At 72.3% G+C, this 12,251-nt stretch carries 11 protein-coding genes and 1 pseudogene; 6 read left to right on the plus strand and 6 right to left on the minus strand.

All coding sequences use genetic code 11. The features are described 5' to 3' along the window. Positions 1 to 14 precede the first annotated feature (14 nt). Positions 15 to 1,610, minus strand: coding sequence for a dolichyl-phosphate-mannose--protein mannosyltransferase (locus tag LQK93_RS13190; protein WP_374968236.1), 1,596 nt, complete (start codon positions 1,608 to 1,610; stop codon positions 15 to 17). Positions 1,611 to 1,687: 77 nt separating this feature from the next. After that, positions 1,688 to 2,536, minus strand: coding sequence for a CPBP family intramembrane glutamic endopeptidase (locus LQK93_RS13195; RefSeq protein WP_374968237.1), 849 nt, complete (start codon positions 2,534 to 2,536; stop codon positions 1,688 to 1,690). 81 nt (positions 2,537 to 2,617) lie between these two features. Between LQK93_RS13195 and LQK93_RS13200 the strand changes: the two genes are divergently transcribed. Next, positions 2,618 to 3,367: a dienelactone hydrolase family protein gene (locus tag LQK93_RS13200; RefSeq protein ID WP_374968238.1), complete on the plus strand. Its 750-nt coding sequence runs from the start codon at positions 2,618 to 2,620 to the stop codon at positions 3,365 to 3,367. Between the two features lie 361 nt (positions 3,368 to 3,728). Here LQK93_RS13200 and LQK93_RS13205 read toward each other — a convergent pair whose 3' ends face one another. Together LQK93_RS13205 and LQK93_RS13210 are read right to left on the minus strand one after the other, a co-directional pair. Then, positions 3,729 to 4,352, minus strand: coding sequence for a DinB family protein (locus LQK93_RS13205; RefSeq protein WP_374968239.1), 624 nt, complete (start codon positions 4,350 to 4,352; stop codon positions 3,729 to 3,731). Positions 4,353 to 4,361: 9 nt separating this feature from the next. Beyond that, positions 4,362 to 4,937, minus strand: coding sequence for a DinB family protein (locus tag LQK93_RS13210; RefSeq protein WP_374968240.1), 576 nt, complete (start codon positions 4,935 to 4,937; stop codon positions 4,362 to 4,364). A 61-nt stretch (positions 4,938 to 4,998) separates the two neighbouring features. Here LQK93_RS13210 and LQK93_RS13215 point away from each other — a divergent pair. Then, positions 4,999 to 5,142, plus strand: a pseudogene (locus LQK93_RS13215) (HTH domain-containing protein); the annotation flags it as partial. Between the two features lie 271 nt (positions 5,143 to 5,413). Next, positions 5,414 to 5,980, plus strand: coding sequence for a WYL domain-containing protein (locus LQK93_RS13220; protein WP_374968241.1), 567 nt, complete (start codon positions 5,414 to 5,416; stop codon positions 5,978 to 5,980). Between the two features lie 310 nt (positions 5,981 to 6,290). Here the strand turns inward: LQK93_RS13220 and ppc are convergent, their stop codons facing one another. Beyond that, positions 6,291 to 9,131, minus strand: coding sequence for a phosphoenolpyruvate carboxylase (gene ppc / locus LQK93_RS13225; protein WP_374968242.1), 2,841 nt, complete (start codon positions 9,129 to 9,131; stop codon positions 6,291 to 6,293). A gap of 323 nt (positions 9,132 to 9,454) precedes the next feature. On the opposite strand from ppc, the gene LQK93_RS13230 reads away from it, so the two are divergent. From LQK93_RS13230 to LQK93_RS13240, 3 genes are all read left to right on the plus strand, one after another. Beyond that, positions 9,455 to 10,114: an SGNH/GDSL hydrolase family protein gene (locus LQK93_RS13230; protein ID WP_374968243.1), complete on the plus strand. Its 660-nt coding sequence runs from the start codon at positions 9,455 to 9,457 to the stop codon at positions 10,112 to 10,114. Positions 10,115 to 10,226: 112 nt separating this feature from the next. Further along, positions 10,227 to 11,057 carry a 16S rRNA (cytidine(1402)-2'-O)-methyltransferase gene (gene rsmI, locus LQK93_RS13235; protein ID WP_374968244.1) on the plus strand — a complete coding sequence of 277 codons (831 nt, stop codon included), beginning with the start codon at positions 10,227 to 10,229 and terminating at the stop codon, positions 11,055 to 11,057. 122 nt (positions 11,058 to 11,179) lie between these two features. After that, a complete protein-coding gene (locus tag LQK93_RS13240) occupies positions 11,180 to 11,605 on the plus strand; it encodes an OsmC family protein (RefSeq protein ID WP_374968245.1) in 426 nt (141 codons plus the stop codon). Positions 11,606 to 11,692: 87 nt separating this feature from the next. On the opposite strand, the gene LQK93_RS13245 is transcribed toward LQK93_RS13240, so the two are convergent. Continuing rightward, positions 11,693 to 12,250 (minus strand): SRPBCC domain-containing protein, encoded by a 558-nt coding sequence (locus LQK93_RS13245; RefSeq protein ID WP_374968246.1) that lies wholly within the window; start codon positions 12,248 to 12,250, stop codon positions 11,693 to 11,695. Position 12,251: the final 1 nt, after the last annotated feature.

The following is a 12,251-nucleotide window of genomic DNA, read 5'->3' on the forward strand; positions in this document are numbered from 1 at the left end:
ACCCTTCGACCGCCCTAGACCCAGCTTGGGAACCACATGCGGGCCTGCCACTCCGAGAGCGGGATCACGTCCGCGACGTAGATGGGGTGGAAGAACGCGAAGAGCGCCATGGAGACCAGCACGAAGGCGCCCATGACGCCGTAGCCGATGCGCCGACGGGTCGGCGAAGCCTCGCGACCGCCGACCACCAGGCCCAGGACGTAGACGCAGGCGAGCACCACGTAGGGCACGAAGGCGACCTCGTAGAACGAGTAGATCGTCCGGTTGCCGAGGAAGAACCACGGCAGGTAGCCGGCGAAGAGCGCGCACAGGATCGCGCCGGCCCGCCAGTCGCGGCGCAGCGCCCACATGAACAGCAGCACGAAGATCGCGAGGGTGCCGCCCCACCAGATCGACACCGTGCCGATCGAGGTGATCGCCTTGCTGCACTGGTCGACGAGGCAGCCGTCGGCGCCCTTCTTCGGGCCCTCGTAGAAGAACGACGTCGGGCGTCCCTGGATCAGCCAGGACCACGGGTTCGTCTGGTACGGGTGCGAGGAGGTGATCGCCTGCGTCGAGGCGTACATCTGCTGGTGGTAGGCCCACAGCGAGCGCCACCAGTCGGGCAGCCACGGGTGGGTCGTGTCCGGGTTGTCCTGCGCCCACGTGCGGAAGGAGCCGCCCTTGGTGAGGATCCAGCCGGTCCAGCTCGCCACGTACGTCACGACCGCGGTGACCGCGACCTGCACGAACGCATACGGCGCGTCCTTGACGAGAGCACCTGCCAGCCAGCCGCGCACCCCGGCGGCGCGCCGGGCGCCGAGGTCCCAGAGGACGGTGAGCAGCCCGAAGGCGACGAGGAAGTAGAGGCCGGACCACTTCACCCCGGCGCACAGGCCGAGCATGACGCCCGCCACCCACCGCCAGGGTCGCCAGCCCAGCCACGGCCCGAGCCTCGACGTGGCCGCTCGGGCGCGGTCGCCCACCTTGCGGGCCAGCACCTCGCGTGCCCGGTCGCGGTCGACGAGCAGCGCACCGAAGGCGGCCAGCCCGAAGAACATGACGAAGATGTCGAGCAGGCCGGTGCGCGAGTGCACGAAGTGGTGCCCCTCGAACGCCAGCAGTGCTGCGGCGAGCGTGCCGAGCAGGTCGGAGCGGAAGAGGCGGCGCGCGATGCGGCCGAGCATGAAGATCGAGATCGTGCCGGCCAGGGCCACGGCGAACCGCCAGCCGAAGGAGTTGAGGATGCCGAAGGGCACCTCGCCCCAGCCGATCAGCCACTTGCCGACCGGCGGGTGGACGACGAAGTCACCCTCCGTGCCGTAGACCATCGGGTCGTTGGCCGTGAAGTGCTGGTCGACCTGGTTGGCCTCCTGCAGGGTCGGGTCGTTCTTCATCTCGAACCAGTAGAGGACCATCGACCAGCCCTGCTTGACGTAGTACGTCTCGTCGAAGACCAGCTGGTGCGGCGCGCCCACGTGCCAGAAGCGCATGAACCCGCCGACGAGCGTGAAGAAGAGCGGTCCTGCCCACCCGAGCCAGGCGAGGCGGCCGGCGGTGCGCCGGGAGAGGCGGAAGTCGTCGGCCGGGTCCCCGAGCAGGCGCGCGCGCACCTGCCGGGCCGAGTTCATGGGCGTCATCGTATGCAGTGTCGCTGGGTGGGACGGGCACCGTGCCGACGCGTGGGCCGTGGGGTTCCGGCCGTGGCTCAGATCGCGACGCCGCGCGCCTTGAGGACCGAGTAGCCGACGAAGGCGACGGTGTCGAGGAGCGCGTGGCACACGACCAGCGGCATCACGCGACGCGTGCGGACGAAGACCAGCCCGAGCACGAGCCCCATGACGATGTTGCCGGCGAACCCGCCGAAGCCCTGGTAGAGGTGGTAGCTGCCGCGGACCAGGGCCGAGACGCCGATGACGAGCGGCCACCCCCATCCGGTCTGGCGCCAGCGAGTGAAGAGGTAGCCGACCATGACGACCTCCTCGAGGAGGGCGTTCTCGATCGCAGCCATCACCAGCACGGGCGCCGACCACCACACCGGTTGCAGGTTGGCGGCGGCGACCTGGGTGTTGATGCCGATCGCCTTGGCGAGGAAGTAGAAGCCGAGGCCCGGGATGCCGATCACGGCGGCGAGGCCGACGCCGCGGAGCAGGTCGCGACCGGGCTCGCGCCGGTCGAGCCCGATGAAACGGCCGGCGCGCACGTCGGGCGCCGGCCGCCGCACGTGGTTCAGCAGGTAGAGGGCCAGGCCCACGACGGCGAGGGGCAGGACGATGCCGGCGAGCTGGTAGGCCAGGTCGAGCCAGGGCCGCCCGGGTGTCGCGGACTGGTTCATCGCTGTCGTCTGCTGCGACAGCGGCACCGGCCGGGTCAGCTTCTCGATGATGCTGAGCACCGCGTAGACGGCCGAGGACCCGAGGCTGACCCCGAGGACGAGCACCGTCTCCCAGCGCAGCCCTCGACGCACGCCCGGCTCGTCGACACGCGCGGGGTCGCGGTCGGAGGCGGCGAGCAGTCCGGCGAACCGGCCGCGCTCCGCGGTCGCTGAGGTCGACATGGCGCCAGCGTAACCTCGCGGGCGGAGCCGAGATCGCCGCGAGCTGCCTCTCGGACAGCGGGGCGGCGTAGCGTCTCGGGCATGTCGCTGCTCTCCGACTGGCGCCGCGGTGAGCACGCCGCGGAGGGCTTCGCGTACCCGACCTACACGCGGGGCAAGGGCCCCGGCGTCATCGTCGTCCACGAGAGCCCGGGGCTCACCCCGGAGGTCATCGAGATCGGCCAGCACCTCGTCGACACCGGTTTCACCGTCGTCCTGCCGCACCTCTTCGGCTCGTCCCACGCGCCGCCCCGCACGTGGGAGGCAGCCCGTGTCGTCCCGCGCCTCTGCCTCACGCGCGAGTTCACCCTGTTCGCCACGGGCCGGACGGCGCCCCTCGCGGGCTGGCTGCGCAGCCTGGCCCGGACGGTGCACGCGTCTGCGGGCGGGCCCGGTGTCGGCGTGCTGGGGATGTGTGTGACGGGCGGCTTCGCGCTCGCGGCGATGGTCGACCCGGTCGTCGTCGCGCCAGTCGTCGCGCAGCCGGCGACTCCGCTGCCGATCGGTCGCAGCCGGGCCGCCGACGTGAACCTCACGCCCGGGGACCTCGCCGCCGTCCGTCGGCGCGTCGCCGACGGGTGCCCGGTCCTGGGCGTCCGCTACCACGCCGACTGGGTGACCGGCACCCGCTTCGAGACGCTCCGGCGCGAGCTCGGCGAGGGATTCGTCGCGGTCGAGCTGGACGGACACGGACACGCGACGCTGACCGACCACCGGCACCCCGAGGCGGTCGAGCGCGTCACCGCCTTCCTGCGCGGTCGGCTCCTCGGAGAGCCCCCCGGCGGCCCCTGATGCCGGCCCGTCCACAGGCGTGGTGCACAACCTGTGGAGACGAGGGGCCGGGATGTGGATGAACCGGCCGTCGGCTGTGGAGGACGCGCGGAGGGTGTGAGGACTCAGAGGAACTTTCTCGAAAAGGCTTGTGGGCCTAGATGGCCCGAGGTAGAACTTTCCTACGCCCTCCTCCCGAGGAGAGCGTGACGACTCGGAGACGAGGGTCCACACGGTGGGGCGACTCACCGCGGCAGCCGGTGACGAGGCTGCCGGGACCGGACTCGACGAGACGTCGATCGGGAGAGTCACCTACGACCGATCAACCAGAAGGGCCCTTGAGACTCATACTCCCGAGGGCCCTTCGCCTGTCCCGGACGGGTCAGGGCCGGACGGCGGTGGACTCGGCCGGGACGTTCGGGCGCCAGGGCTTGAGCCACGCCGTCTCCGGCCAGCCCTCGCGGGCCGCCACGAGCTCGTACATCGTGGCGCCGTCGATGGACTCCCGCACGATGTCGGCGTGCCCGGCGTGCCGAGCCAGCTCCTCGACGAGGTGCATGGCCACCCACCGGACCGACCACGCCTCGACGTCGTGCGGGAACCACGGCGCGTCGCGCGGCACCGGCACCGGAGCGCCGAGATCCACCTCGCGCAGCACCTGGCGGGTGATGTCGCCCTGCGCGGCCAGCGCGGCGAGCAGCGACTCCAGCGTGTCGTCGTCGGTGACCGTGAAGTCCTCACCCCAGGCCCGCGCCTGCTCGGCGATCGACGTGTCGGGTGGCGCGGGGGCGCTCGGCGCCGCGGCCATCCGCGCCGTCCAGCCGCGCTCGCAGGTCGTGACGTGCTTGACGAGCCCGCCGATGCTGAGGGTGCCCGCCGTGGGTGCCAGGCGGATCTGCTCCTCGGTGAGGCCGAACGATACGGAGAAGAACGCGTCGCGCTGCTGGTCGACGTAGGCGATGAGGCTCTTGCGCTCGTCGCGGACGGGTGGGACGTGGGCTGCCATGGCTTCTCCTCAGTCGTTGCGGTGGGCGTAGAGGTCACGCAGCAGCGCGATCTCGGCGCCGTGGTGGATGACCTCGCGGTTGATGTGCAGCACGAGCTCGACCCGCGGGTGATCGGCCCACGGCCCCTCGCTCGGCCCGCAGGGCTCGGCGAGCGCGTCGAGGTCCCAGCCGCGCACCCCGGCGGTCCAGGCGGCGAACGCCGCGTCGGCCTGGCCGAGCGCGCCCTCGGCAGTGGCCGCATACGGGAAGGTCAGGTAGTCGACGGGCGGTCCGTCGAAGTGGCTGTGTACGCGGGCGCCGAGGACGCCGACGATGACGTGCGCCAGCCGCCACGCGATCGTCGTGACCGGAGCGGGGATGGGCTCGGGGTAGGCCCAGTCGATGGTCAGCTCGCCGGTGCCGCCCTGGATCTCCGTGCCCCCCTGGCCCCGGGGGTGCAGGTTCCAGGCGCCGGGCGTCGGCTCCCAGAGGTACTCGGCGTCGGTGAGCCCGTCGAGACGCGGGCGCAGCTGGTTGCTCCAGTGCCGGGCGGCCTGGTCGACGAGAGCGGAGGTCCAGTCGATGGAGGTCTGTGTCGTGGTCATGGTCCAAGCGTCCACGGCATATAGGACAGCTCCTGTCCGCAGAGGCTGCGACACTCGAGTCATGTCCTCGTCGTCCGACGGAACCGGCACCACCGCCCGGGTGCTGCGTCTGCTCGACCTCCTGCAGAGCCGGCCCGTCTGGAGCGGCACCGAGCTCGCCGAGCGGCTCGGTGTCACGACCCGCACCGTGCGCCGCGACGTCGAGCGCCTGCGCGACCTGGGATATCCGGTCAACGCCGAGCACGGTGCCGGGGGCGGCTACCAGCTGGGAGCCGGGCGCCGCCTGCCGCCGCTGCTGCTCGACGACACCGAGGCCGTGGCCGTCGCCGTGTGCCTGCGCCTCGCCGCTGGTGGCACCGTCGAGGGCCTGGGGGAGGCCGCGGTGCGCACGCTCGCCAAGCTCGACCAGGTGCTGCCGGGACGCCTTCGCGCCCAGGTCGAGGCCATCCACGAGGCGACCGTGACGCTCGACAGCGGTGTCGTCCCCGTCGACGCGACGACGCCTCGCGCGCGCCTGCCGGCAGACCGAGCGGGTGACGTTCGCGTATGCCGGCCCGCGCGGTTCGGGGGAGAGGCGGGTCGAGCCGTACCGCCTCGTCGCAACCGGCCGGCGGTGGTACCTCTTCGCCTTCGACCTCGACCGCGACGACTGGCGCACCTTCCGGCTCGACCGCATGGCCGAGGCCCGGTCGAACGGCTGGCGGTTCGCCCCGCGGGAGGCGCCGGACGCCGCCGAGCACGTGCGGCGCTCGATCACCGCGGGCGGCTACGACCACGTGGCCCGGGTCCGCATCGAGGCGCCGAAAGAGCTGGTGGACAAGCACGTTCCCGCAGCTGTGGGCACGGTCACGGCTGACGGTCGCGACCGCTGCATCTTCGAGGCGGGTGGCAACCACCTCGGTGCCATGGCCATGCACCTGGGCGCGCTGCCGTGGGAGCTGACCGTCCTCGAACCGCCCGAGCTGTGCGAGGTCATGCGCGAGCAGGCCGCCCGGATGCTGCGCGCCGCCGGTGACCCGGCCGCCGGTCCCATCACGGTCTGAACGAGAGCAGAACCGCGCCATGGCGCAGTTCGGTGGGTCGTCGGGTCCGGGTTCCGGCCGGAACCGCGCCATGGCGCAGTTCGGCGCGTCCGTCGGGTCCGGGTCACGGCCGGAACCGCGCCGTGGCGCACTTTGGTTCCTCGTCGGGTTCGGGTCACGGCCGGAACCGCGCCATGGCGCAGTTCGGTGCCTCGTCGGGTTCGGGGTCACGGCCCGAACCGCGCCATGGCGCAGTTCGGCGCGTCCGTCGGGTCCGGGTCACATCCGGAACCGCGCCGTGGCGCAGGTTCGCGCCAGACGGCATACGCCCTCAGCCGGTGTTGCGCAGCCCTGCGGCGATGCCGTTGATCGTCAGCAGCAGGGCACGCTGGACGTCCGCGTCCGGTTCCACGTCCTCGGGCACCGCCCGCGAGCGGGCCAGCAGCGAGGTCTGCAGGGCGTGCAGGGGGGCGAGGTAGCTGTCGCGCAGCTCGAGCGTGCGCCGCAGCACCGGTGAGGACTCGAGCAGCTCCTTCTGACCGGTGAGCCGCAGGACCTCCTCGACGGTGCGGGCGTGCTCCTCGCGGATCGTCTCGAAGACGCCGGACACCTCGTCCGGGACCAGCGTGCTGACGTAGCCTGCGGCGATGTCGAGGTCAGTCTTGGCCAGTGTCATCTGCACGTTGGACAGGAAGGTGCGGAAGAACGCCCACGAGCCGTACATCTCGCGCAGCGTCTTGTCCCGGCCGTCCTCGCGGGCAGCGGCCAGGCCCGAGCCCACGCCGAACCAGCCGGGCAGGATGATCCGGGACTGCGTCCAGCCGAAGACCCAGGGGATGGCCCGCAGGTCCTCGAGGCCCCCGGTGCCGCCGGGGCGCTTGGACGGGCGGGAGCCGATGTTCATCTTGCCCAGTTCGTCGACCGGAGTCGCGGACACGAAGAACGGGACGAGGCGGGAGTCGCGCACGAGCTCGCGGTAGGCGTCCTGGCCGCGGCCGGCCACGAGGTCCATCGTGCCGTTCCAGCCGTCGAGGACGTCGCGCGGCAGGAGTGATCGGCGGTGCAGCACCGACGCCTCGAGCACGGCGGCGAGCGCGGTCTCGAGGTTGAAGCGCGCGAGCCCGGGCAGGGTGTACTTGTCGCTGATGACCTCGCCCTGCTCAGTGATCTTGATCGGGCCGTCGAGGCTGCCGTAGGGCTGGGAGAGGATCGCCTCGCCGGTCGGTCCGCCGCCGCGGCCCACCGACCCGCCGCGGCCGTGGAAGAGCCGCAGGACCACGCCGTGCTGGCGCGCGATGTCACGCAGGGCGCGCTGGGCGCGGTGGATCTGCCACTGGGACGCGGCGATCCCGGCGTCCTTGGAGGAGTCGGAGTAGCCGAGCATGATCTCCTGCACGTCGCCGCGGGCCGCGACGACGCGGCGGTACGACGGGTCGGACAGGAGGGCCTCGAGCAGAGGTCCGGCCGCCTCGAGCTCGGCGACGGTCTCGAAGAGCGGGGCGAAGCCGATGCGGGCGGTGGCCGGGGTCGTGTCGGAGCCGGTGTCGAGCAGGCCCGCCTCGCGGGCGAGGACGACGACGGCGAAGAGGTCGTCGACGTCGTGAGTCATCGAGACGATGTAGGTCTCGACGGCCTCGGGGCCGTAGGTGTCGAGGGCCCGCCCGATGGCCGTCATGAGCGACAGGGACGCCTGCGCGGCCTCGCCGAGGTCGTGGACGCCGACCCCGGTGAGCGGCCGTCGGGAGGCCATCTCCTGTGAGAGCAGGGCGATGCGCGCGGGAGGTTCCAGCTCGGCATACGGCGTGTCCAGCTCGCCGATGCGCTCGTAGAGGTCGGCGAGGGCGGCGTGGTGCTTCGCGCTGTGCTCGCGGATGTCGAGCGTCGCCAGACCGGTGCCGGTCGCGACAACGGCGCGGATGAGGCGCAGGATCGCCCCGTCGGCGGTCAGGGCGTCCCCGCCGGCGAGCATCGACTCGCGGATGAGGACGAGGTCCTGGAGGAGCTCGTCGAACGTCGCGTAGTCGCGTCCCGGCTCGTGCGGCGTGCCGTGGTCGAGCCGGTCGCGGGTGCGCAGCAGGCGCACGCGGACGAAGCTGAGCTTGAGGCGGTAGGGCTCCTCGGCGTTGAGCCGGCGCACGGCGGCGTAGGTGACCGGCAGGGCCACCGCGTCACGCTCGATGCTCTCGCGCAGCGCGTCGGTCACCTCGACGAACCGCGTCGACGAGGACAGCTCGTGCAGCATGTGGTCGAGCTTCGAGACGAGCTCGGCGAGCCCGGCGTCGTGCTGCATGCCGATGACCTCGAGGGTCACGTCCGGCGTGACGTTGGGGTTGCCGTCGCGGTCGCCGCCCGCCCAGGCGCCGAAGCGCAGGGGCCGCGCAGTCGGAGGCAGCTCGACCCCGATGCCGGCGAGCGTGCGGTCGAGCTCGGCCAGCAGGTCGGGCACCACCTGGTCGGCCAGGAACCGCAGCGTGTGCATCGCCGTGCGGGCCTCGTCGGTCGGCTCGGGACGCACGATGCGCAGCTCGTCGGTCTGCCACAGCATGTCGACGAGCTCGGCGAGGCGTCGCTCGGTGCGTGGGCCCTCGGAGGCCGGGCGGCGGGGGTCCTCGAGCTCGCTGACCGTCACGGCGATGCGCCGGAGGAGGTTGAGCACGGTGCGGCGCGTGGCCTCGGTCGGGTGGGCGGTGAAGACGGGACGGTACTCGATCCGGCCGAGCACGTCGTCGAGCTCGTCCCGCTCGAGGCTGCCCTCCTCGAGGGCTGCGCCGATGCGCCGGACCGTCGCCGCGAGCGGCGCCTCGTCGACGGCGCTCAGCTCCTGCCACCGGTGCAGCTGCTCGGTGACGTTGACGAGCTGGAAGTATGCGGTGAAGGCGCGTGCCAGCACGACTGCGGTGGGCGCGTCGACGCCTTCGAGCAGCGCGCGCAGCTCGCCGTCCTCGGGCTCGCGGGCCAGGCCGCGCACCTTCTCCACGAGCGCGAGCAGGTCGGCGCCCTCGTGCCGGGTCAGCGCCTCGCCGAGGAGCGTGCCGAGCTGGCGCACCGACGCGCGGAGGGCAGCGTGCTGGGAGGCAGACGAGACGCCCGAGGCGAACGTGGCGACGTCGGGCTGGCGGCGGTCGGCCTCCAGTAGCTGCTCGGTCGTGGAGGGGCGCCCTTCGGTGCTCATGGGTCAGTCCTACCGCGTAGACGGCTGTGCGGCGCTTCCGGTCCACGATGGGGAACGCCGAGCCGTTCCGCTCCCGGGTTCCGGCGCGTGGGGGCGAAACTGGGGAGGTGACGGTTCCCGGTCCTCGGGTGGGGGTCGGCTGGCGAGGAAGGATGCGCGCGTCGGCTGCCTGGTTCGCGTACGCGTTCTGCGCGCTCTGCCTGGTCGGCGCGGCGGCGTGCTCGGCAGGCCCGGCGCAAGGGCCCGGAGGGCCGCCCACTGGAGCGTCGTCCACTGCAGCGCCGTCGACTGTCTCTCCGGGGCTGGCGGCCGCGCTCAGGGAGGTGAGGTCGTCCTCGGCCCTGGGCGACTCGGTGCCGTACGGGAGCGCGTGCGAGTGCACGCCCTACCCGGGCCTGCTCGGCGATGACCTCGCGCGCTTCGCCGGACATCCGGTAGAGGTGGCGAACGACGCGGTTGCCGGGTACACGAGCGGTGACGTGCTGGGGCAGGTGGAGCACGACGCGGCCGCGGCCGGACGGATACAGAACAGTCAGGCGCTCACCCTCGAGGTCGGCGCGAACGACGTCGCCTACTCGTCTGCGTGCGCCACGGACGTCGCCTGCTACGAGCAGAGGATCCCGCAGCTTGCGAGCAATCTGAGGGTCGTCGTCGCCCGGGTGCGGCAGCTGACGGAGGGCCGCAGCGTCGCCGTGGTGCTGCTCGACTACTGGAGCGTGTGGTTGGGCGGCACGTACGCGGCCGCCCAGGGTCAGGCCTACGTCGCCGCGGCCTCGGCCGTGACGGCGAGCGTGAACGACACGATCCGCGCCACTGCTCGCGAGACCGGCTCGCTCTACGTGGACCTGCGGACGGCGTTCCGTGGCCCGGACGACGCCTGGGACGAGACGCACCTGCTCGCTGCCGACGGCGACCATCCGAATGCGGCCGGACATCGACGGATCGCGGATGCCGTTGCGCACGCCGTCGTGGCGTCCCAGTAGGCGGCCAGGCGGGATCTGGGTCTTGTCGGGCTGCAGCGGTGTGAGCCAGACGGGTGGCGGCGGTGGCCCTCGCCCTCGCCGCCTGACCATCGCGTCCTGCGAGGATGGCGGCATGAGCACCGGCACCCTAGTCCTCGCGGCCACCCCGATCGGCGACCCACGCGACGCGGCGCCACGCCTGGCCCAGGAGCTCGCGACCGCCGACGTCATCGCGGCCGAGGACACCCGACGCCTGCGACGCCTCCTGAGCGAGCTCGCCGTCACCCCAAGCGGATCCGTGATCAGCTACCACGAGCACAACGAGGCCTCACGGACGCCCGACCTCGTCACGCGCCTCGTCGCCGGCGAGCGTGTCGTCGTCGTCACCGACGCCGGCATGCCGTCCGTCTCCGACCCCGGCTACCGCCTCGTCGCCGCGGCGATCGACGCAGACGTCCGCGTGACGTGTGTCCCCGGGCCGAGCGCGGTCCTGATGGCGCTCGCCGTCTCGGGTCTGCCGGTCGACCGGTTCAGCTTCGACGGGTTCCTCCCGCGCAAGCCGGGGGAGCGCGCCCGAGCGCTCGCCGAGGTGGCCGACGAGCGTCGCACCCTCGTCTTCTTCGAGGCGCCGCACCGGCTCGCCGAGACGCTCACCGCCATGCGCGACGCCTTCGGAGCCGAGCGCCGCGCCGCCGTCTGCCGGGAGCTGACCAAGACCTACGAAGAGGTGCGCCGCGGCACCCTGGACGAGCTCGTCGCCTGGGCGCAGGAGGGCGTCAAGGGCGAGATCACGGTCGTCGTCGCGGGAGCCGAGCGCGCGGTGCCCTCCCTCGAGGACGCCGTTGCCGGCATACGAGCTCGGGTGGACGCCGGCGAGCGGCTCAAGGACGTCGCGGCCGACGTGGCGTCGGCCACCGGCCTGTCGAAGAAGGCGCTCTACGACGCGTCCCTCGCCGCCCGCTGACTCGCGATCTCGACAGGCGAACCGCTTGCCCCAGCGGGAATCGCGGGTAAGGCTCCTGTAGTTCCCCGTCCGGAGGCGGGCATCCGCCGGCCTCGACGACAGCACACCCGAAGGAGCACGGCATGGCTACCACCCGCACCGCCAGCACGCACTGGGAGGGCTCGCTCTTCGAGGGCTCCGGCCAGGTCAGCCTGGAGAGCTCGGGCATCGGCACCTACGACGTCAACTGGCCCTCGCGGGCGGAGTCGGCCAACGGCAGGACGAGCCCCGAGGAGCTCATCGCAGCCGCGCACTCGTCGTGCTTCTCGATGGCCCTGTCCAACGGCCTCGCCAAGGCCGGCACGCCGCCGACCACCCTCGACACGACGGCGAACGTGACCTTCGTCCCCGGGACCGGCATCACCGGGATCGCGCTCAGCGTCGTCGGCGACGTGCCCGGCATGTCGGACGAGGACTTCCAGGCCGCCGCGGAGGACGCCAAGGCCAACTGCCCCGTCAGCCAGGCGCTCAAGGCCGTCCCGATCACCCTCGAGGCACGGCTCGGCTGAGACCCGGACCCACCACCCCGATCGGCGCCGGACCACACAGGACGGCGCCGATCGGCTTGTCCGCCCAGCCTTTCCGCGTCCCTGCCGTCAGCGGCCCTCGACCGTTGACCGGAACGACTCGAGCATCGACTGCCAGTTCTGCGAGAACTGCTCGGCCTGCTCCTGCGAGACGTTGCCGTCCTGCTCGAGGGTCACCGTGGTCGCCCCCACCGCCCCGTCGATCGACAGCGTGTACGTCACGGTGTGGTAGTTCTCCGGCCGGTCCTCCTGCCCCATGAGCGGGCTGTAGTGCGTCATCGAGAGCCGGCGGGGCGGGTCCGACTCGAGCACCTCGCCCTTGTCCTGGTACGGCTTGCCGTTGATCTCGCCCTGCCAGGTGATGGGGCTGCCGACCTGCCAGTCGGTGCTGACGTCGGTGCCCACCATCCACGTGCGGACCAGCTCGGGGTCGGTGAGGGCGCGCCACGCCTCCTGCGGCGTCGCGTCGACCGTCACGCTCGCGTGCGCAACATGACCTGTCATCCCTCCGTCATACCGCGTGGAGCCGTATGCCGTCACGACCTTCGTGACACCGGCGGCGCAGCGGGGGACGGGGACGGGCGAGAACGCCTTCGCGGCGGCAGCGGGCGCCCGCCTAGGATCCATC

Source organism: Terrabacter sp. BE26, from assembly GCF_041941675.1.
In the GTDB taxonomy this organism is placed as follows: Bacteria; Actinomycetota; Actinomycetes; order Actinomycetales; family Dermatophilaceae; genus Terrabacter.

Coding starts and splice junctions, on each gene's coding strand:
- LQK93_RS13245 (WP_374968246.1), bottom strand. CDS start 12,250: ATGGATCCTAGGCGGGCGCCCGCTGCCGCCGCGAAGGCGTTCTCGCCC.
- LQK93_RS13200 (WP_374968238.1), top strand. CDS start 2,618: ATGTCGCTGCTCTCCGACTGGCGCCGCGGTGAGCACGCCGCGGAGGGC.
- LQK93_RS13240 (WP_374968245.1), top strand. CDS start 11,180: ATGGCTACCACCCGCACCGCCAGCACGCACTGGGAGGGCTCGCTCTTC.
- ppc (WP_374968242.1), bottom strand. CDS start 9,131: ATGAGCACCGAAGGGCGCCCCTCCACGACCGAGCAGCTACTGGAGGCC.
- LQK93_RS13210 (WP_374968240.1), bottom strand. CDS start 4,937: ATGACCACGACACAGACCTCCATCGACTGGACCTCCGCTCTCGTCGAC.
- LQK93_RS13190 (WP_374968236.1), bottom strand. CDS start 1,610: ATGAACTCGGCCCGGCAGGTGCGCGCGCGCCTGCTCGGGGACCCGGCC.
- LQK93_RS13205 (WP_374968239.1), bottom strand. CDS start 4,352: ATGGCAGCCCACGTCCCACCCGTCCGCGACGAGCGCAAGAGCCTCATC.
- rsmI (WP_374968244.1), top strand. CDS start 10,227: ATGAGCACCGGCACCCTAGTCCTCGCGGCCACCCCGATCGGCGACCCA.
- LQK93_RS13195 (WP_374968237.1), bottom strand. CDS start 2,536: ATGTCGACCTCAGCGACCGCGGAGCGCGGCCGGTTCGCCGGACTGCTC.